This window comes from Mycoplasma sp. AC157 (assembly GCF_054343415.1).
In genome coordinates this window covers 1-20,016 of record NZ_JBTGVE010000003.1, presented here as the reverse complement: position 1 = coordinate 20,016, position 20,016 = coordinate 1, and the positions used below count along the sequence as shown (strand labels likewise).

The 20,016-nt window shown below is 24.9% G+C and carries 22 protein-coding genes and 3 tRNA genes; 6 read left to right on the top strand and 19 right to left on the bottom strand.

The features are described 5' to 3' along the window. Positions 1–2 precede the first annotated feature (2 nt). The 8 genes from ACXX84_RS00880 to ACXX84_RS00845 are packed head-to-tail and all read right to left on the bottom strand — an operon-like array spanning position 3 to position 6,451. Positions 3–1,943 (bottom strand): transketolase-like TK C-terminal-containing protein, encoded by a 1,941-nt coding sequence (locus ACXX84_RS00880; protein WP_458561055.1) that lies wholly within the window; start codon positions 1,941–1,943, stop codon positions 3–5. After that, positions 1,936–3,465 carry a PTS ascorbate transporter subunit IIC gene (locus ACXX84_RS00875; RefSeq protein WP_436358428.1) on the bottom strand — a complete coding sequence of 510 codons (1,530 nt, stop codon included), beginning with the start codon at positions 3,463–3,465 and terminating at the stop codon, positions 1,936–1,938. The genes ACXX84_RS00880 and ACXX84_RS00875 overlap by 8 nt, the downstream gene beginning before the upstream one ends. An 18-nt stretch (positions 3,466–3,483) precedes the next feature. Next, a complete protein-coding gene (locus ACXX84_RS00870; protein ID WP_436358429.1) occupies positions 3,484–3,756 on the bottom strand; it encodes a PTS sugar transporter subunit IIB in 273 nt (90 codons plus the stop codon). Further along, a complete protein-coding gene (locus ACXX84_RS00865) occupies positions 3,756–4,202 on the bottom strand; it encodes a PTS sugar transporter subunit IIA (RefSeq protein ID WP_436358430.1) in 447 nt (148 codons plus the stop codon). The genes ACXX84_RS00870 and ACXX84_RS00865 overlap by 1 nt, the downstream gene beginning before the upstream one ends. 13 nt (positions 4,203–4,215) lie before the next feature. Continuing rightward, complete coding sequence (locus ACXX84_RS00860; RefSeq protein WP_436358431.1) at positions 4,216–4,518, bottom strand: hypothetical protein; 303 nt, start codon at positions 4,516–4,518, stop codon at positions 4,216–4,218. Continuing rightward, entirely contained in the window at positions 4,511–5,182 is a 672-nt protein-coding gene (locus ACXX84_RS00855) for a hypothetical protein (protein ID WP_458559467.1), read from the bottom strand. Before ACXX84_RS00855 ends, ACXX84_RS00860 begins: the two co-directional genes overlap by 8 nt. Next, on the bottom strand, positions 5,182–5,814 hold the full coding sequence (locus ACXX84_RS00850) for a hypothetical protein (RefSeq protein ID WP_436358433.1): 633 nt from the start codon (positions 5,812–5,814) through the stop codon (positions 5,182–5,184). Before ACXX84_RS00850 ends, ACXX84_RS00855 begins: the two co-directional genes overlap by 1 nt. Then, the gene (locus ACXX84_RS00845) at positions 5,804–6,451 is read right to left on the bottom strand and encodes a hypothetical protein (RefSeq protein WP_458560574.1); all 648 of its coding nucleotides are present in this window, start codon (positions 6,449–6,451) and stop codon (positions 5,804–5,806) included. The genes ACXX84_RS00850 and ACXX84_RS00845 overlap by 11 nt, the downstream gene beginning before the upstream one ends. A gap of 109 nt (positions 6,452–6,560) precedes the next feature. On the opposite strand from ACXX84_RS00845, the gene ACXX84_RS00840 reads away from it, so the two are divergent. The 4 genes from ACXX84_RS00840 to ACXX84_RS00825 are packed head-to-tail and all read left to right on the top strand — an operon-like array spanning position 6,561 to position 9,810. Continuing rightward, positions 6,561–7,403 (top strand): MurR/RpiR family transcriptional regulator, encoded by an 843-nt coding sequence (locus ACXX84_RS00840; RefSeq protein ID WP_436358435.1) that lies wholly within the window; start codon positions 6,561–6,563, stop codon positions 7,401–7,403. Positions 7,404–7,450: 47 nt separating this feature from the next. Next, complete coding sequence (gene dcm_N / locus ACXX84_RS00835; RefSeq protein ID WP_458560573.1) at positions 7,451–7,834, top strand: DNA (cytosine-5-)-methyltransferase N-terminal subunit; 384 nt, start codon at positions 7,451–7,453, stop codon at positions 7,832–7,834. Beyond that, on the top strand, positions 7,782–8,669 hold the full coding sequence (gene dcm, locus ACXX84_RS00830; protein WP_458572744.1) for a DNA (cytosine-5-)-methyltransferase: 888 nt from the start codon (positions 7,782–7,784) through the stop codon (positions 8,667–8,669). Before dcm_N ends, dcm (ACXX84_RS00830) begins: the two co-directional genes overlap by 53 nt. After that, the gene (locus ACXX84_RS00825) at positions 8,662–9,810 is read left to right on the top strand and encodes an MAG4270 family putative restriction endonuclease (RefSeq protein ID WP_458572731.1); all 1,149 of its coding nucleotides are present in this window, start codon (positions 8,662–8,664) and stop codon (positions 9,808–9,810) included. Before dcm (ACXX84_RS00830) ends, ACXX84_RS00825 begins: the two co-directional genes overlap by 8 nt. A 44-nt stretch (positions 9,811–9,854) precedes the next feature. Here the strand turns inward: ACXX84_RS00825 and ACXX84_RS00820 are convergent, their stop codons facing one another. The 4 genes from ACXX84_RS00820 to efp form a co-directional block, all read right to left on the bottom strand. Next, complete coding sequence (locus ACXX84_RS00820) at positions 9,855–10,475, bottom strand: hypothetical protein (protein WP_458572730.1); 621 nt, start codon at positions 10,473–10,475, stop codon at positions 9,855–9,857. Between the two features lie 279 nt (positions 10,476–10,754). Then, positions 10,755–12,611: a transketolase gene (locus tag ACXX84_RS00815; RefSeq protein ID WP_458572729.1), complete on the bottom strand. Its 1,857-nt coding sequence runs from the start codon at positions 12,609–12,611 to the stop codon at positions 10,755–10,757. A 15-nt stretch (positions 12,612–12,626) separates the two neighbouring features. After that, positions 12,627–12,941: an MMB_0454 family protein gene (locus ACXX84_RS00810; protein WP_436358441.1), complete on the bottom strand. Its 315-nt coding sequence runs from the start codon at positions 12,939–12,941 to the stop codon at positions 12,627–12,629. A 2-nt stretch (positions 12,942–12,943) separates the two neighbouring features. Beyond that, a complete protein-coding gene (efp, locus tag ACXX84_RS00805) occupies positions 12,944–13,507 on the bottom strand; it encodes an elongation factor P (protein WP_436358442.1) in 564 nt (187 codons plus the stop codon). Positions 13,508–13,573: 66 nt separating this feature from the next. Here efp and ACXX84_RS00800 point away from each other — a divergent pair, with 66 nt between their 5' ends. Beyond that, on the top strand, positions 13,574–13,906 hold the full coding sequence (locus tag ACXX84_RS00800) for a hypothetical protein (RefSeq protein ID WP_458557522.1): 333 nt from the start codon (positions 13,574–13,576) through the stop codon (positions 13,904–13,906). 103 nt (positions 13,907–14,009) lie between these two features. Beyond that, positions 14,010–14,300 (top strand): YneF family protein, encoded by a 291-nt coding sequence (locus ACXX84_RS00795; protein ID WP_458560670.1) that lies wholly within the window; start codon positions 14,010–14,012, stop codon positions 14,298–14,300. A gap of 129 nt (positions 14,301–14,429) precedes the next feature. Here ACXX84_RS00795 and ACXX84_RS00790 read toward each other — a convergent pair. From ACXX84_RS00790 to dcm (ACXX84_RS00760), 7 genes are all read right to left on the bottom strand, one after another. Next, positions 14,430–14,505 (bottom strand) — tRNA-Lys (locus ACXX84_RS00790). A 2-nt stretch (positions 14,506–14,507) separates the two neighbouring features. Then, positions 14,508–14,594 (bottom strand) — tRNA-Leu (locus ACXX84_RS00785). A gap of 231 nt (positions 14,595–14,825) precedes the next feature. Beyond that, a complete protein-coding gene (locus ACXX84_RS00780; RefSeq protein ID WP_458557732.1) occupies positions 14,826–15,323 on the bottom strand; it encodes a redoxin domain-containing protein in 498 nt (165 codons plus the stop codon). Then, the gene (locus ACXX84_RS00775) at positions 15,307–16,710 is read right to left on the bottom strand and encodes a hypothetical protein (RefSeq protein WP_458559475.1); all 1,404 of its coding nucleotides are present in this window, start codon (positions 16,708–16,710) and stop codon (positions 15,307–15,309) included. Before ACXX84_RS00775 ends, ACXX84_RS00780 begins: the two co-directional genes overlap by 17 nt. Positions 16,711–16,736: 26 nt before the next feature. Next, a tRNA-Trp gene (locus ACXX84_RS00770) sits at positions 16,737–16,810 on the bottom strand. A 9-nt stretch (positions 16,811–16,819) separates the two neighbouring features. After that, positions 16,820–18,076 (bottom strand): HNH endonuclease, encoded by a 1,257-nt coding sequence (locus tag ACXX84_RS00765; protein ID WP_458572728.1) that lies wholly within the window; start codon positions 18,074–18,076, stop codon positions 16,820–16,822. Continuing rightward, the gene (gene dcm / locus ACXX84_RS00760) at positions 18,060–19,835 is read right to left on the bottom strand and encodes a DNA (cytosine-5-)-methyltransferase (protein WP_458572727.1); all 1,776 of its coding nucleotides are present in this window, start codon (positions 19,833–19,835) and stop codon (positions 18,060–18,062) included. The genes ACXX84_RS00765 and dcm (ACXX84_RS00760) overlap by 17 nt, the downstream gene beginning before the upstream one ends. Between the last annotated feature and the right edge of the window lie 181 nt (positions 19,836–20,016).

Genomic DNA, 20,016 nt, shown 5'->3' with positions numbered 1-20,016 from the left:
TATTATTTTTCTAAAAATAATTTGATTTTTTCTACTAAAAATTCTTTATTAAATCCATTTAACTCATAAACAAATTGTCCTGGTGCTGAGTGTCCAAAGTCTTTTGCTAAATGAGCATCAAATTTAGAATATTTAGAAAGTTTGTATCATAAATGATCGTTAGAAGCTTCGATTGCAAATAATGGTTGTTTAGCAAGTTCTAACTGACTTATAAGTTTTTCATCATCGAGCAATAATTGCAAGGATGGAACAGAAATTACACTTGCTTTAATATTAATTTTTTTCAATTCATTAGCTACTTGCTCAGCTAAACTCACCTCTGAACCAGAAGCAAGAAGTGTAATATTTGCACTTTCTTGTTTATCAATGAAATAAGCTGCTTTAAATTCATTTTTTTGTAAATTAAATGATTTCACTTCTTGGCGACATGTAATTATAGCACAAGGTGTTTTTTTGCTATTTAATGCATATTTAAAAGAATTTAGCATTTCATTTTCATCTGCTGGTCTAAATACTAAATAATTAGGTATAGAACGGAGCATCCCAATTTGTTCAACCGGTTGATGAGTTGGACCATCTCCTCCTACTTGATAAGAATCGTGACTAAATACAGAAATAGAAGGGATTTCCATTAGTGCACCTAATCTAAGAGCTGGTTTTGCATAGTCTGCAAAAACTAAGAAAGTTGAACCAAAAGTAGTGTATCCTGAGTGTAAATTTATTCCGTTGTTGATAGCAGTCATTGCAAATTCTCTAATTCCATATTTGATATTTCTATTAGAATCAAAACCTACTTTAGTAGCACTTCTAAGGTCTGCAGAACCACCCATAAAATCTTCATAATTTCCATCTAAATATTGCATTATTTCAGCAACATAATTTCTTGTAGCAACATTAGTTTGTTTAAATTTAAAATCTTTAAAATCAAAGGATTTTTCCCTTTTAATTAACGCTTCAAGTTCTCTTCCTAATTTTGGATATCTTGTTTTTAATTTTTCAAAATTATTAACTCATCTTGTGTAAGCTGTTGATTTGGAAATAATCATTTGTCTTCCAAATTCATAAGCTTGCTCATTGTATTCAAAAGGTTTAGTTTCTTTTAAACCAAGTCTTTTTTTGTAACTAACAGTTGCTTCTGGACTTAAAATTCCATTGTGTCCTTTTGGAGAGTTTGCAACATCTGTTCCATAAGCGATTGTGGTAGGAACTTGAATATAAGTAGGTTTTACTGTGTCTTTAATTCTTTCTAATGCTTTTTGAATTTCAACTGGATCATTATCTCTTAAAATAATAACATTGAAATTTTGAGATTTGAAAAATAGTTCAAAATTTATGTTATTTACTTCAGAAGATGCTGAATCAATTTGCATATTGTTATAATCGTGAATGATTACAAGTTTAGATAGTTTATTTGTACCAGCAAATTGGATTGCTTCTAAAGCTACTCCTTCTTGTAAATCCCCATCTCCACAAACTACAAAAATGTTGTGGTTAAAAATATTTAAACGATCTTTATTAAATCTTTTTATTAAGTGTTTAGCACTTAGTGCCATTCCCGTTGCCATTGCAACACCTTGTCCTAATGGACCGGTAGAAGCATCGACAAATTCTAATTTATCAATTTCTGGATGTGAAGGAGTTTTAGAATTATATTCTTTATGTGCTTTAATATCATCAATGCTTAATAATCCAAGTAAATGGTAAATGGAATATAATCCCATTGAACCATGTCCTGCTGATAAAACTAAACGATCTCTATCGATTCATTTTGGATCAGAAGGACTAAATCTCATTACTTGTCCTACAAGTGCATAAAAGATTTCAGAAGCACCAAGAGCCATTCCAATATGCCCTTGTTTTGCATTATTTATTCCGTCAATAGCAACTGCACGCATTGTTGCAATAAATTCATTTGCAGTGTAGTCCAAATGTTTTTTACGCATTTTTTACTTCACCTTTATTTTTTTTGTCAAAAACAAATCTTTTAACAAGTCCATCAGTAACTAACGCTAAGTAAGTTGCAATGATTGTACCAAAAGCAACATATTTTCCTGCTTTAGGGATTAATCCTATAATTCCTGGAATGTAACCAATAAAGTAATCAGTATCTCCTCAGTTTAGTGAAATTAATGAATCTGCTTTTACTGAGTTAGATGCTTCAAGTAATTTTCCTAAAGCATTTGTGTTAGTTGGAGTTCAATTTCCAAGCACAAAGAATACAGGAATAAATGTAATAATTAATCCAACTACAAATGGACCAACTATTGCACCAATTATTCCACCTTTAACGTTTCCAAATACTCCAGAAGTTGCTCCTAAGAAGAAGTGAGGAACTAATCCTGGTAATACAACTGCAGGAATTAAACTTGCAGCTCCTAAACCAATAGTAATAGCCATTCCTACAAGTCCAGCAGCAAAAGAAGAAATAAATCCAATAATAACTGCATTAGGAGCATAAGGGAATACTACAGGACAGTCAACAGCTGCTTTAGAATTTTTAATTAATTTATCGCTAAATCCTTTATACATTGGCACTAATTCACCAATAAATAATCTAACACCAGCTAAAACAATTTCTACTCCAGCTGTGAATGTAAATGCTTGAACTATCATTGTGATAACTCAGTTTCCATCGCTTAAAACAGCTAAAGCTTCTTTATTTGTTATTTTTCCAAGTTCAAATAAAATTCCACCTGGTAAAAATGCTGCAAGATAGAAAATAAATACTGTAATTGAAATAGAAACTAGTGTGTTTCTAAAGAAATATAGTGATTGTGGAAATTTAATTTCTTCTGTTGAAAGAACTTTTCCTTTTTTAAGTTTATAAACTGCTTCACCGATTAATCCAGATAAAGCATAACCAAATCCACCAGTGTGTCCTAAAGCGATTTCATCACTCCCAACAATTTGTCTCATGTATCTTTGTTGAACTGCTGGTGAAATAACCATATAAACTGCTAAAAGAGCAGCTCCTGCAAACATTGCTAAAACAAAGTCTGCAACACTATTTTGAAAATCAAAACCGATTACATACATTACTGCTGCTAACATTAAGGAAGTATAGTATAAAACGTGTCCTGATAAATAAACATATTTAAATCTTGAAGTTAGTGCTAATAAAATGTTTAACAACATTGCAACTAACATTATAATTGAACCTAAAGTAGCAATTTCTGGTAATGCTTTTGCTAAAGCTCCAACAAAACCATCATTATTAGGTATAATACCATTTAAACTATAAACAGCTTGGAAAACTGGTTGGAACTTGTTTAGTGAACCAACAAGAACTCCAGCTCCACCACCCATAATTAAGAAACCTACAATAACTTTAAAAGTACTTACTACAACTTGTGAACCCTTTTTTCTTAAAACAAGGGCACCAATCATTGTAAAAATACCAACTAATAAAGCAGGCACTGCTACAAAGGCTTTTAAAAAATTAAGCATTCATAAAAGAAAAGCCATTTTAATTCCTTTCTAAAATTATATTTTTAATAATTCTTTTAATTTTTTTTCTAATTCATCTTTTGATAAAATGTTGGTTAAAACAACCATTTTTTCTTTTGGAAAATCCAATGTAGGAGCAACATCTGCACCAACAACTACATAATCAACACCATTTTTTGAAAATGATGAAATGTTAGTATGTTCAACAGATTCGTAATCTACTCCCAATTTATCTAAAACTGATTTGACATTCATTTCTAATAAAAGACTTGAACCTAAACCAGAACCACAAACACATCTAATGTTCATTATTTCACCTCGTATTTTTCTATTAAATCCAAAAACTCTTGCATATTTTTAACTTTTAAAACTTTTTGTTTAAATTCTTCATTCATAAAGTAATTTCCAAATTCTTGAATAAAACCAATGTGAGAAGTATTATCTGGTGCTGAAAGAGTTATAATAATTCTTGCACTTTTATCTTCTTGATTATTAAAAACTACTTCATCTTTTAAAATAAGTGTGGAAGTTGCAGCTTCTAAACAATGATCTCCTGCAGGTCCGTGGAGTAGTGCTATTCCTTTTTCTAAAACATAGTAAGCTCCGTATTGTGCAGTTGAATCTAAAATTTTTGTCTCTAATTCTCATGTAGCTTTATTTTCTTTTACAAGTAGTTCTACACCTTTGTGTACAACTTCCTTTCAATCATGACAATTTTCTTGTCATTCCATCATTTTTTTGTCAAATAACTTCATTTTTCTCCTTATTTTAATTTTTTAAGAAAGCTAATAATAAAAACAAAACAATTGCAAAAATAATTACTGTAATAAATGCTCCAAATATTATTCAACCACCTTTTGTAGAAGTTTTTGTTTCCACTTCTTTTGGAACAGGTAAACTTTTAATATAAAAGAATTTATTTGGGTTTTTAGCAATTAATAACGATTCTTTTTCTTTTTCTTGATAAAGTTCTTCAAGTTGTTCTAATGACAATTGTGATAAATATTTTTCATCTAGTGCATATTTATAAACTAAATGTTCAATTAACTCTTGTTTAGTTTTTTTATTCATTTTTTCCCCAATTTTTAAACTTAATAGTTAATTCTTGAATGATAGTAATATAAAAAGTTAAATATTTTTCTAAAAGTGAAAATCTTTTGTATTTTAAATAACTTAAAATTAAGTTTAGATTTTGATTATGATATTTTTCAATAATATAATTTTTCGTTTGTATATATGCTATTTTAGAAATTTTATAACTAAAAACAAATTCAAATACTAATAGTAAAATAAATAAAGATAATACACAAAGTGATCAAATTCATAAATCCATAGTAAGTAAAACTCAACCTGTACTAAATAATAAAATCATTAAATATTTAAAGATAAGAGTTATTTTTTCTGTATTTTTCTTTATATTTGAACAATAAAAATTAAAGTGAAGTAAATTAACAAGTGAAAAAATATTTGAACCTAAATTCTCTTTAGAGATAAAGAACAAGGATTTTTTTATATTAATTTGAGTTTTAAATCAACTAATATTTAAACTTAAATTAAATGTTTTATTGAATTTAGTACTTAAATTTTTCTGAACAATTACTGTTGGTTTTTCTACCAAATTTAAACCAATTTTTTGATATTTTATTTTTAAGTTTATTTTATAAACAAAAACAATAAAAATTTGGATTATCAAAACACAAACTAAAAGAAAAATCCCTAAAATATTAAACTTCATTATTTAGAATCTTCCTTTTTAAATAAATTGTTTTTTAAAAATATTTCACTTACCTTTTGTGGATTCATTAAAGTTTGACTTTGAGTTTCTATTTCTTTATTTAATGAATAAATATCTATAAATCTGTATTTTGTTTTATTTTCAATTAAATCACTATTAAGATTTTCATCAACAAGAATTAAAATTTCATATTTATCTTTGAATCTTTTCTCAAGTCATCTTGATGACTCATTTAATCAATAGGTTTCTCAAAGATCTTTTTTAAATGATTTATTATTTTTTTGTAAAAAAACACCTTTTTCATCAATTAAAATTTTTTCATAGTTGTCAAGTGAAACACAATCAGAAATTAAATAAATTTTTTCTTTTGTAAGAACAACTCCACTAAAAAGCGAATAACCTTTTTTAGCAAAATTATTTTTTACAAGAATATTGCTTAAAGTTAATGAATCATTTAATGAATCAAAAATCAATAGTTTTTCAAGAGTTTTTTTAGATGTGTTTCCAATTTTAGAAGAATTGAAATTGCTTTTTTTACCTTTAATTTTCTCGTATAAACGTCAAATAATGACTACTAAAAGTATAAAACCAAGAAGCGAACCTAAAACAATTACTGCTATATTAAGAATCATATTTCTCTATTCATCATTTCATAAATTTATTAGCACTATCAAAATAATATATTATGGAACCACCAACAGCTACATCTATATTATTTTGATAAAATTCATCACTATTTGTCACTCTTAAGCCACCATCTGAATAAATTTCAATCGATTTATTTATTTGTTTAATTGTATTAACTTTTGAAAATAATAAATTATTTAATTTTTGTCCAGTACCACCTATTTTATCAATAGTCATCAAAAGAATTTTTTTTGAATTTAATATTATATTTCTAAAGTCTTCTGGATTATTATTTGCTTCTAACATTATTCCAAAGCAAATATTTGGATAATTTTTAGTAGCATCTACAAAATCTTCAAGTGATATTTCATTTGCTGGCATAAAAATCGTTTTGAATCCTACTTCGATTAATTTTTCAATTAATCTTAAAGGTTTTTTCACCATTAAATGAGCATCAAAATTTATATGTTTGAATCTTTCGATTAAAAATTTTGCTTGTTCGAAAGAAAAACCAAAACTTGGAACATAAAAACTATCCATAAAATCAATATGAATATGAGTCATACCAGAATTTGAAAGTTCATCTAATATTTTAAGTGATTCAAAACTATTTATAGCACAAACACTTTGTGAATATTTCATAAAATCTCCTTTATATTATCCATAAATAATTTTATTATAAATGAAAGAAAAAAATAAATTTTTGAAAGTTTCTTTCATTTATTATTTAATATATTAAAATATTATTAATATGACTAACAATATTTTGACCAAAATTAACTCTTTAACTAACGTAGAATTAAAAATTCTTGAGTTTATAAATTTATTCCATGAAAAGGAATTTGACCTTACTCAGCAAGAATTATCACAGATAATTTATTGCTCCGAGGCTTCAATTTCACGATTTGCCAAGAAATATGGTTTTAACAATTATAGAGCACTAACTATTTTTATTAACAAAAGAATAAAAGAGTTAGATATTTTAGATATTTCTACAAAATTCTTAAAAACTGAAAAGAACTTTCTTAATATTTATAAGACTCAACAGTATGCAATTAATTCTGCTGTGCAAAAAGAAAATATCTATAAAATCAAACTTGCTACTAACTATTTAAATAAAGCAAAAAAGGTGCTATTATTTGGACTTGGTTCAAGTGGAAAAATTCTTTCTGAATTTTGTGCAAATCTAAAGAAAATAGGATTTGATGCAACTTTTGAACTGGATTTCCACACTATGTTTCCATTACTTGGAACTCTTGAAAAAGATGATGCAATCATCTGTTTGAGCAATAATTTTAGAAATAATGAAATTTATTTTGCTCTCAAGAAAGCAAAAGAATTTGGAGCAAAAACAATAGTAATTACTTCAAATATTGAAAAAATATTTTCTGAATTAATTGATATAAAAATAACTTATGCCAAAATCAATAATTTAGATAAATTAGTACCTATTGCTTCCAAAATTTCTCACCTTGTTATTTTAGATTACTTTTTTGATTACATCACTAATTCAAATCAGAAATACAAACAAAAATTAATAAACACTAACAATGTTTTAAATTCTTGACAAGATTTTTTAAAGAAAGAGAGATAAAAAAATGATTTTTGTTTATTTTTGAAACGCGATATACTTAAAAAGAAATGAAAAAGAGAGAAATAAAAATTTTTGAAGCTTTTGCTGGAATTGGTTCGCAAATTAAAGCACTAAACAATATTAAAAACAAAATGAATATAACTGTCAAATCAATGGGTTTAATTGAATGATTTATAGATTCAATAATTGCTTATGATTTAATAAATGAAAAGAAGGAAAGTCACACAAATAAAATTAATTTAGATAAAATTAAAGAAAATTTATCTAAATTAAAATTAAGTAATGATAGTAAAAATTTGGTTTCTAACAGATTTTTTAATAAGAAATCCGATGAATATTTAATACAAATTTATCCATTTTTTGAAAAATTTATAAAAACTGCCGAGTGCTCTCTCTCTCTCTCTCTCTGAGGAGACTCCTTCATTTTATAATGATATAAAAGAAGTAAAAGTTATACCAAATGGTATAGATATTTTTACTTATTCTTTTCCTTGTCAAGATTTATCACAGCAAGGTAAACAAAAAGGAATAACAAAAGAAACAAGAAGTGGTTTATTACTTCAAATTCAAAGGTTATTAATTGCCAATAAAGATAGACTACCTAAAGTTTTGCTGCTTGAAAATGTAAAGAGCCTAGCAAGTAAAAAATTTAATGATGACTTCAATAAATGAATAGACTTTTTAAAAAGTCTTGGATATTTTTCTACTTGAAAAATTATCAATTCTTCAGATTTCAATTCAGTACAAAATAGAGAAAGAGTTTTTATGATTTCAACTTTAAATAAAAATGGTTTTGAATGACCAGAAATTATTAAAAATACAAAAAAACTCAACAAAATAATAAAAGAAGATACAGAACAAACACCTAAAGATAAATTACTTGAAGATAAATTAAAAAAGCTAAAAATAGATGAGTTTTATGTAACCAAAAATAATATTAAAAAAGCATTTATACATAATTATACAAATTTTAATTCTGAAAATTATATTTATGCTAATACTCATTTAGGTCCAACTTTAACTGCTTCAGGAGCAAATTCCAGAATAAAATTTTTCTTTGAAAATACAAAGAAAATAAGAGTAATAAATGGAGAAGAATCTTTATTATATATGGGTTTTAGTAAAGAAGATATAAAAAAGATTAAAGATTCTAATTTATTAAGCGAACAAAAAATGACATTTTTAGCAGGAAATTCAATTTCAGTTGAAGTGCTTGAAAAAATATTTGAAAAAATTGTTGAATTTATAAAGGAGAATTATGAATAACCCAAAATTAGTTTGAAATTCATTTGATGTTGAAACAAAAAATTATCATTCCAAAACCACTACAAGTGCAAGTTTTAAGGGGAAATTTTATTTCATTTATATGAAAGAATCACTTGTTATAGTTGATTATTTCTTCAAACTTGATGAATGTTTTATTGATTTAAAAACAACAGAAAGATGATTTAGGGATAAAATTGCAATGTTTAAAAAAAGAGATGAACTATTCAATTTACTTGGATTTACTCAAGAAAAAAGATTGAGTTTGAGTGATAGAAAATTAGTAAAATTAAATGAAAAAGAACTTTCTATTATAAATAATTTCTTAAAAGATAATTTTAGAAATGAAACAATTAAGAACATTATTACTCTAGTTAGAGGTTCTAATCCTGCCGGGGAATTATCTAAACCTGAAAATGCTCCTTTGATTTTGAGTAAGGAAAACGAAATTTTCAAGAGAAATTTTCATTTATTTTTCAAAAATTTTTCTACTAAACTTAACAATAATATTTCAAATTATGAAAAAATTTATTATCAAACAAGTCTTGAATATGATTATATTGAAGAGTTCAAAGCAAAAATTAACAATAAAAAAGAATCAACAAATATTTTTAAAAATATTTATGAATCAATAAAAATAATTAATTCAAATGATTCACCTGAAAAGAAAAAAATCTATTTAAATAATTTAAATTTAATTAGCAGACAAAAAGAAACACTTGAAAAAACAATTGAAAAAGAAAGAAGTAAAATAAATCAAGTAAATGTTTTTCCTTTTTCAAGAAGTGAACCAATTGAAAAAGCTCACATTTTTCCCGTTTATAAGATTAAAATGATGATTATAAATTACTGATATTCAAACTTTAATACAGAAAATAAAGATGATACAGAAATTAATAAATTATTAAATTTTATCTCTGATAAAGAAAATTATTTAAACCTTTCACCAACTTTACATAAAAAATTTGATGATAATAATTTCACTTTTAATTCTGAAAATGGAGAAATAGTCTTTTTAGATAAAGAAAATATGAATGATTATTGCAAAAATAATCCAGTTCTATGTAAAATAATTGAAAAAATTCCAGAGCAACAATTAACTGAAAAGCGAAAGAAGTTTTTAGATTATAGAAATCAACCATAATATTAAAATACTAAAAAACTCATTCAAACGAATGAGTTTTATTATTAATATTTTGGTTGATCGTATTTCTTTTTAAGTTTTAATAAGATAGGAACTAATAATGTTAATATTGTTGTATAAATTGGAATTGTAATTAAACCTTTTAAAATTATTGGAGTAAGATAGAAGTAGAAATATCCACTAATTTCTCTTCCTTTATTTGTTTTAACAGCGATAAAACGATTGTAATAATTAATAAAAGCAATCGGTCCTCAAAGTCAACGGAAAATGATTATTATAATGCAAATAGTTGCGAAAATAAAGGTTAAAAGGTAATAAATTTCTTTTTTAGTCTTAAAATATTTAAAAATAAAGAAACTAAAAACTGCAATACTTACTATTGAAAAAATAGAAATAAAAGTTAATACTATTTCTTTTGTAAAAAAACTTCTTCAGTCTTTATTAATATTTTCAATTCTAACATTTTTGGTAGTATTTAAAACTTCTAAAAAGTAAATTAAAAGCATTGTAACTATTACCAAAGCAAATGAAGTGATTATAACTATAAAACTTCATTTATTTTTTAATTGGTAAATATATAACAAAGATCAAGAAACTATAGCGATAAGTGGTGGTACAATTGCATATTCAATCATTCAAGTTGCTATACTTCCAACTATTAGCAAAGTAAAAGTATCTGCAATTATTGCAAGAAAAGCACCTTTAAAAGGTCCAAAAACTAAACCTAAAATAATACTAAAAGGTATTTCAAAACTAATGTTTAATTTACTTGTAAAAATCGTTAATCTTAAAATAGAAGTAATTATTAAATAAATAGCAATTAAAATTCCACTTAAAACTATATCGGAAATTGTAATTTTAAAAATTTTTGATTTAGTAAAATACTTGGAATCAGTTGATGGTGTATTTGGTTGTAAATTTGTTGTTTTTGTAATACACCTTCTTTATTTATTTAATTTAAAGTGTTTTAAAACGTATTGTTTTACTGATTCATAATCAAGTTTTATTTTTTTATAAACTAGATCACCTGGAGCTGAATAACCAAAATCATCATGTCCAATATTGTGTCTTGCTAATTTAGCTCATCCAAAAGTAGAAGCCGCTTCAATAGAAATAGTGCTCATAGGGTTTCAAAGCACTTTATTATCTCAGTTAGATGCTGAAATAACGTTTAAATCAAATTCTTTACCAATTTTTAGTGCTGTTGCTAGTTCACTTCCTGTTGCAACTAAAGCGTATTTAGAATTTGTTTTATTCACAAAGTAACTTCCTTGTTTAAATAAGTCTTTATTTGTTGAAGCAAGTGAAGTAATGTTTTGTCTTGTTAGAACTATAACGTGTGGTTTATTTACTGAATTAATTGCTAATTCATATGAAGCAATTACTTCTTTTTCATCAGCAGGTCTTAAAACTTTAATTCCAGGCAATGATCTAAGCATAGCTAATTGTTCAATTGGTTGGTGAGTTGGTCCATCTTCCCCAACAAACACTGAATCGTGTGTAAATACATAAGTTACAGGCAATTTCATTAGTGCTGAAAGTCTCATTGCTGGTTTTACATAATCTGAAAATACAAAGAATGTTGAAATAAAAGGTTTTAGAACTGAGTGAAGTGCAAGTCCGTTTGCAATTGTTCCCATTGCAAATTCTCTAACTCCAAATAATAAGTTTCTTCCTTGTCTGTTTTCAACTGAAAATACTCCATCAGCTCCACCAGCTTTAGTAGAAGCAACTAAGTCTGCTGATCCACCAATTCAGTGTTGTGTATTTTCGTTTAAATATTTAATAACAGCACCTGAAGAATTTCTAGTAGCATCATTTTCTTTTAATGTTAAATTAATAGAAATTTCTTTATTAGCGTTTTCTAAATAATTTTTTAATTCTTCTGATTCTGTAAAAGAATTTTGTGCATCTTCTCCACGTTTAAACAGAGTTTCTCTGTAATATTGTTCAACTTCTTGTGGTAATTCAAAATCATCCATTGTTCAATTTAATTTGCTTTTTAGGTTTTCAAAGTCTTTACCAAGTGGAGCACCGTGCACATCGCTTGTTCCTTGTTTTGTTGCACCTTCACCAATGATTGTTTTTACTTCTATAAATGAAGGTTTTTTAGATGATTTTGCTTTTTCAATTGCTTTAGAAATTTTTTCTACATCATTTTTTACTTGTTGGTAGAAAAATCCAAGTGATTCCATTTTTAGTCTTAAATCATCTGCATTTACTGCTTCAACTTTTGTATCAAGTTGCACATCATTTGAATCGTGTAAAATAATTAATTTGTTTAATTCTCATTTTCCTGCAAGAGATAAAGCTTCATTAGCAACTCCTTCTTGAAGGTCTCCATCACCACATAAAACATATGTATAGTGGTTAATTTCAGAAAATTTAGAATTTAAATGACTTTCTGCAAGTGCAAGTCCTACTCCCATTCCAATTCCTTGACCAAGTGGTCCAGTTGTTGCTTCAACTCCTATTGTATGTCCAAATTCTGGGTGACCTGGTGTTAAAGAATCCATTTGTCTAAAGTTCATTAAATCTTCTTTTTTAATTAATCCTAAAACTCTTAATTGAGCATATAATAATGCTGAACCGTGTCCTGCTGATAAGATAAATCTATCTCTATTAATTCATTCTGGAGACATTGGGTTAAAAACTAAATGTCTTGAAAATAAAGTGTGCATAATTGTTGCAGCACCTAAAACAATCCCTGGGTGACCTGAATTTGCTTTATTTATTGCTGCTGTTCCATTAATTTTTAAAGTATTAATGGAAAGTTGATCTAAATTTTTATTGTAGTTCATTTTTATCCTTTAATTTTATTTTTTATTTATTTTTCCTTTATAAAACAATGAAATATTTTCAGCATCTATCCCTATAAGTAACTTAATTGATTCTCTTAAAGAGTTAATTAAGTTATTGATAATATCGCTAAATTCATGTTTGTTTTCATAAATGTAAAATTGAGCTTCTATACTAATATTGGTATTGGAATTGTTAAATTTTATCTTAACATCACCATCTAGTTTTACAAAATCAGTTTTAGAAAATACAGATTTTACTGTTTGTAAAAATGATTGTTCATAAACAGTATAAATTTGATTAAGACCGTAATTAACAATAACATAATTCATATTTATTTACCAGCTCTTCCAACGTATTTTCCTGTTTCACTTGAAACAATAATAATTTCACCTTCTTTAATAAACATAGGTGTTTCAACTTCAAAACCTGTTTCCACAATAACTTTTTTTTGTGGGTTTGTTGTAGTATTTCCTTTAACAGCTTCTGGAGCTTCAATTACTTTTAACTCAATATTGATAGGTAATTCGATATCTAAAATTTCTTGTTCGAATTTTCTAACAATAACTTTTAATCCATCTTTTAAAAAGTTCAATTCTCATTGAAGTTTAGAAACATCAATTCCAATTTGTTCATAGGTTTCTTCATCCATTAAAATAATTTCGTTTCCGTCATTATATAGATAATTCATACCTGTTTTTTCTATATGAGCTTTTTCAACTTTATCTCCACCTGTGTAGGATTTAATTGTTGTAGCTCCTGTTCTTAAGTTTTTTACTTTTGCTTTAACTGTTGCTTGACCTCTACCTTGTTTTGAGTGCTGGGACTCTAAAACAATAAAAAGTTCACCATCTTCTTGATAAGTTATCCCTGGTTTAAAATCATTAACATTAAACATTATTCCTCCTAATTAAATATTATTTTAATTATAATATATTTTTAAAAAGTTTTATAATTTAATATTATGAATCAAATAGGATCACTAGAAAATAAAAAATTAGATGGTTTACCTTTATGAGCAACCATTTTATTTGGATCTCTTTTCATTGTTCTTGGAATTATTTTATTTTTCTATTATCCAAGAACAAAAAGAAAAGCACAAGAGTACAAAGAAAAGCAATTAATTAAATATAAAGAAAAAAACAACCAAAAGAGTGTAAAAAACATTGACTATGAAAGCACTGGAATGTATTTACCAGTTTGAGAAAAAATAAAATTAGTTAGTCCTTTATTTTTTGGTCTTGTTTTTTGTATTATAGGAATTTCCTGAATTATTGGAGGAACTATTGTTTTATAAAACAAAAAAATAATATAATAATAATTAATAAAATTAATAGTTTTCACCTAAAATTATTAATTGATTGGTATAATATAAGGAGAAAAATCATAGGAGGAAATTTATGTTAAAAATTTTTAATGAAGCAACTAATGTAAAAGTTGTGGAAACAGCTGGGGGAGTAGGTCTTGGTGGTTGAATAGGTATTGTTATTGCTGTTGCAGTAATTTTATTTATTGTTGGTGGTATCATCGGAGTTTTAGTATCTAAGAAAATGTTTGAAAAACAAATAAAAGAAAATCCTCCAATTACTGAAAAAATGATTAGAGCTATGTTCCTACAAATGGGAAGAAAAGCTTCTGAAACACAAATTAAAGCTGTTATGCGTTCAATGAAAAATGCTAAAAATAACTAACTTAGGAAACTAAGTTTTTTTCATTTTTTTGAAAACATCTATTTTTCCTTTATTTTAGTTAATTATTTTCATAAATTAAAAAATAAAAAAATACCCATAAAGGTATTTTCTTTGGACAATATATTGAAATGGTACGCCCTAGAGGATTCGAACCTCTGACCCAATGGTTAAAAGCCATTTGCTCTACCTGCTGAGCTAAGGGCGCACTGGTGCTCGAAACTGGACTTGAACCAGCACGGTGTTGCCACCGAGGGATTTTAAGTCCCTTGCGTCTACCTATTCCGCCACTCGAGCTTGTCTCGTATTAACATACTTTTATAATTATACTATTTTTTTTAAAAAAACCAAATTTTTTTGAGATTTTTTTAAAATTTTTTATTTGATATTATTTATTATTTAGTAATTATCATAAAAGTATATAAATTATAATAAAAATTTTAAATATTTTAAGAAAAAAGTGAAATTTTTACAATGATAGAAGAAAATAAAAACCGCTTGGTGCGGTTTAAAGTTAATATTTTGAATTTAAATATTTTCGTTGATAATTTCTCTAATTTTTTCAAAATTTATTTGTTCATGTACATCTGTGTTGTATGAAAAATCTATAACTTTATTTTGATTGTTTAACACTATATAACCACGATTTAGTAAAAATACTTGATCAATTAAAAATCCGTATTTTAGTCCAAATTCTCTATGTTTGTAGTCTGAATAGATTTCAATATTAGGTAATAAATTTACTGATTTTCACTCAGCAATAGCACTTGGTAAATCAAGTGAAATAGAAATAAATCTTACTTCTTTAAATTCTGATGCTAATTTAGAAATTTCTTTTGTTTGTTCATCACAAACTCTAGTGTTTAAAGAAGGGAAAATAGAGATAATTGTTAATTTATCAAAATTTTTGATTTCTACATCTTCAAACATTGTGTTAGTTGCTTTAAAAGAAATTACATCTCCTTTTTCAAGGGATTTTCCATTATTTAATAATCTATATTCTTTTTGTTTAAATTTTGTTGTCATTTTTAATCCTTTTTATTAATTTATGCATAAAATAATTATATTTTACATTTTTTTTGGATTCATACATAATTTTTGCATTACAAAAAGAAAAATTATAAAAAAATCAAATTTTTTCACTCATTTTGTTTTCAAAATAACAATAAAATGTTTGCATAGAATCATTTTGATGTTCAAAAATCAGTTTATATCCTTTTTCAAAGAAAATATTTTTTGTTTTTTCTAGATTAATTTTACTTGTTAAGGAATTAAATTCTAATTCGTTGTATTTATAAATTTTCTTTAAAAAGTCACGTATTTTTTCAAAATTTAAATTTTGTGTTTTGCAATAATTTAGAAAATTTAAAAACAAAATAAGGTTTTTAAAAGGATTGTCAAAAACTAAAGAAGTTTTTTGTTCTATAGTAATATTCATTTTAGAATCCAAATTGACATTAATTAAGTTACTGCCCTCTTTATTTAAAAGTCTCTGTTTAATTACTTCTAAATCTATTATTTTAAATAATTCATTATTCATTAAAATTTTGGTAGTATTTAATTCAGTATTTAAAAAATGACATATAGTAATAAATAGTTCAATATCACTTATTTTTATATATTTATTTTTATTTTTAACATAAAAAATAATGTTATTAAAGTCATTTTCATAATCTATTAAAACATCAGATTTTTTAAATAAATTAAAGTAAAGTTTATTAATCATTTTACTTTTAATTATGCTAAAAGGAGAATAATTAAATTTTAAATCCATTTTTCCAACTATCTTTTGTTGTAATAATTTAATGTCATTATTTTTATTTAAAAAACCTATATTAAGAATTTTAGAATCATTTTTTCGTAGCATAAAATCATTAATTAAAGTGGTTGCAAAATTTTCAACAATATTGTCAATTTTCAAAATTGAAAAACTATTATTTTTTTGAATGTTCTCAAATTCTAAATTTGTTTCATATTCAAAATAAAATTTCATTTTTTCAATTTCCTCTTTGCTCAAAAACTGCATATTTCCTTTATAAAAGCTAATACTTATTTCTTTGCTTAAAGGATTTTCGCTAATATAAATAGAATAATCAAAACCTACTTTTCTAGAAGCAAAAGCAAACAAAGGAAAAAAAATAGAATCTTTTTTTCTTAATGTTGTAATTTGATTAGTATCTTTAAATTCAAATAAAGAAATAAAAATTTCACTAATTTTATCTGCTTTTTCGCTATTTTGATTTGCAATAAAAATTTTTTGTTTTTTATTTTCTTGAAAAATTAATTTTTCAAAAGCATAAATCAGTTTTTTAGCTCCATTTAAATCTAAAAATTCAAAGAAATTTGTACTTGATAAATTAAATTTTGACGTATTTTTTATTAAATAATTAAATATGTTTTTTTCTTTTTCCATTTTACTCCATTTGGTGTTTTTACATATGGCGGAGGTTAAAGGAATCGAACCCTTACCAATGGGTTTGGAATCCATTGTACTGCCATTATACTAAACCTCCATAACAATATTATTTTAAATTTTTATAAATATTGTTAATTAATTCTTGTTCATCTTTTGTATCAAAAAATCCTTGTGCAAATTCTTTTGCTTCTTTTTTATATTTTAAAATGTTTGTTATTATTTCTTTTTGTTCTTTTTCAATTCCTACATTTTTCTTTAAACATCTATGACAAACAGGGCATAATTTCACTAAATTTTCTGCTTTGTCTAATTTTGAATTATTAGATAATGATATATTGTGATGAATTTCAAAATAATATTTTCCTGTTTTTCTATGTTTAAAAGTTCTATTTTCTATAGGAAATTTATCAACACAACCATAACACATATCATCATCTAAATAAAGAACAAAATCAACTATTTTTTTGTTTCTTGTTGTTTTATTTTCTAATTCTTCAAAATTAAAACCTAATTCATTTCTAATTTTTTCAATTTCATAAGTATTTAATTCTTTATAAAGAACTAAATTTTTAAAATATTCTATAATTACATTTGTTCTCAAATTTTTACTTTCATCAGTTAATTCACAATTTATAAAATTTACATCATTTATTTTATAATAGTCATTAAAATTATAAACCTTTATTAAAATTTTAAATTTATAATCATTTAAGAAACCAATATTTTTTGCATATCATTTTAAATTTATTCTTAACTGTGTATTTCTTTTGTTTATATTATTAATAAATTGATTTTGCAGTTGTCTAAAATTAACATTCAACATAGAAATCGGAATACAAAATATTTCACTTAGAATTGAAATTTTATTTAATTCAAATTTAGAATCATAAAACAAATCAATACTTAATAATTTTCTTTGAGTATCAATACTTCCTCTTGTTTCAAAAAAACCACGTATAAACTGTTTTTTATCTTCGTTCAAAATTTCATCACTTGAAAAATCTTCATAAATTTTTGCATATAATTTATTGAAAAAACTAGTTTTATCTATATTCAAATCATTTTCAATAATTAATATTGCTTTTTCTTTTCCTTTAAAATTAAAATTTATAAAAAAATATTTTTCTTTATATTCCTTATAAGAAATTCATTTATTTGATTCTGAAAAAATATTTAATTTATTTAAAAATAGCTCTGAATCTTTGTTGAATTCTTCACTTGTGTTTTCTATTTTGGTAGATTCTTGAAATGAACTAATTGCTGCAAAATATTTATTGTCTTGTGAAGGGACTATTCTACTTATTAAACTTCCAAAAGCAAATGGTTCTATTTTATTTTTTAATAAATTACTTAATTTTAACATTTTCAATTCTTTCTTTTGTTATTTTAAAATATTTTTCATCTTTTTCTATTCCAATAAAATTTCTTTTTAATTTTAGTGCAGCAACCCCTGTAGTTCCACTACCCATAAAAGGATCTAAAATTAAATCTCCTTCATTTGTATGAATTTTGATAATTTCTTCCATTAATTTTAAACTTTTTTGAGTAGGATGATCAACTTTCTCTTTCCCTGATACAATAGGGAACTCAAAAAGCGATCTTAAATATGGTTTTTCTTTTGGTTTATTAAATATTCATTTTGCTTTTTGTTTAACACCTCAAATTGCAAATTCCATATCTTGAACATATCTTCTATTTATATTTCTTGGCATTGGATTGCTTTTTTGTCAAACTAAAACATCTTTAACTTCTATTTTACTATTTTCTAGTTCTTTTATTATAAAACTCATATATTTATAAGAACAAAAAATAATTATCGAACCGTTATTATCTAAAAGTTGGACATACTTTGGAATTCAACTAAATAAATCAAAATTTTGATCTCATTGTCCAAATAAAATTCCTTTTCTTGGCGAATTTAGAGTTGAAAAATTATTTTCTTTTGAAATATTATAAGGTGGATCACAAATAATATGATCTACCATAATTTTATTTTCAATAAGATCATCAACTATTTTATAAGCATCACCATTATATAATTTATAATTGTTTTCTTTTTCTTTTTGATTATACGAATTTGCGATTTGTGTTGCTATAGCTTTTGCTAAAAATGGTGGAACAGCATTTCCTATTTGTCTGCAAATACTAGTTTTTGGTCCTAAAAAAACAAAACTATCGTGAAAACTTTGTAATCTTGCTGCTTCTCTTGGTGTAATAGAACGATTCAAAACAGGATGAGAATTTTTTCCATTAGAAGGAGTATCAAATCTAGTATCAATTGTAGGACTAAATTCATTTCATTTTAATCTTGATCAAGTTGTATTGAATCTTTGTTTTCCTCATAGTTCTTTAGGTAAATGATTTTTATTCCCTTCTGCTGGTATCATTTTTAACTTTTCTAAAGCAATTTGTGAATGATTTGTTGCTTGATGATTAAATAATTTATCCCCTCTTAACATCTGTTGATATTCACTTTGAGACTTGAATAAATATTTACTTTCAAAAGAACCTTCTGAAGATTCTAAATAATTTAAATCAGAAATAGCGTCTTTAACAGTAACTATTTTTTCTGTATTTTTAATAGGCAAATTAATGTTTTTAGATAAAGAACCAATAATAATTGCTCTTTCTCTTTTTTGCGGTACTCCAAAGTCTTTAGCATTTAAAATTCCATAATTAATTTGATAACCAAGATTAGTAAATTTGTCATATATTTGCTTAATGAAATAACCATCTAATGTATTTAAAAGGTTTTTAACATTTTCAATAACAAAAACTTCTGGTTTTAATTCTTTGACTAAATTATAATATTCTAAAAATAAAAAATTCCTTGGATCATCTAAACCTTTAAGTTTTCCTTTTAAACTAAAACCTTGACAAGGTGGTCCACCTATTATCATATTTATTTTTTCTTGTTTAGCAGTTTCAATAATTTGCGACTTTACTTCTTTTGAAGTTAAATCACCACAAATTATTTTAGTGTTAGGAAAGTTAAATTTAAAGGTTTTTAAGGCATTTTGATCAAAATCTACAGCAATACTAGTTTTAAAATCTTTATGTTGTTCAAAACCTGATGAAAAACCACCAGCACCTGAAAATAAATCTAAAATTTTAAATTCCATCCCTCTCCTTCTACGTTGCTACCATTAAATTATAAACATTTTTTTGCTTTTTTTAATAAAAATTTTTTCATTAAAAAGTTTATTATTTAAGTATTTAAATAATAAAAAAACTCCTAATCAGGAGCGAATAGTTCTTTCAAAACTGAATAGCAAATTACTTCTCAAATTAAATTAAATACCT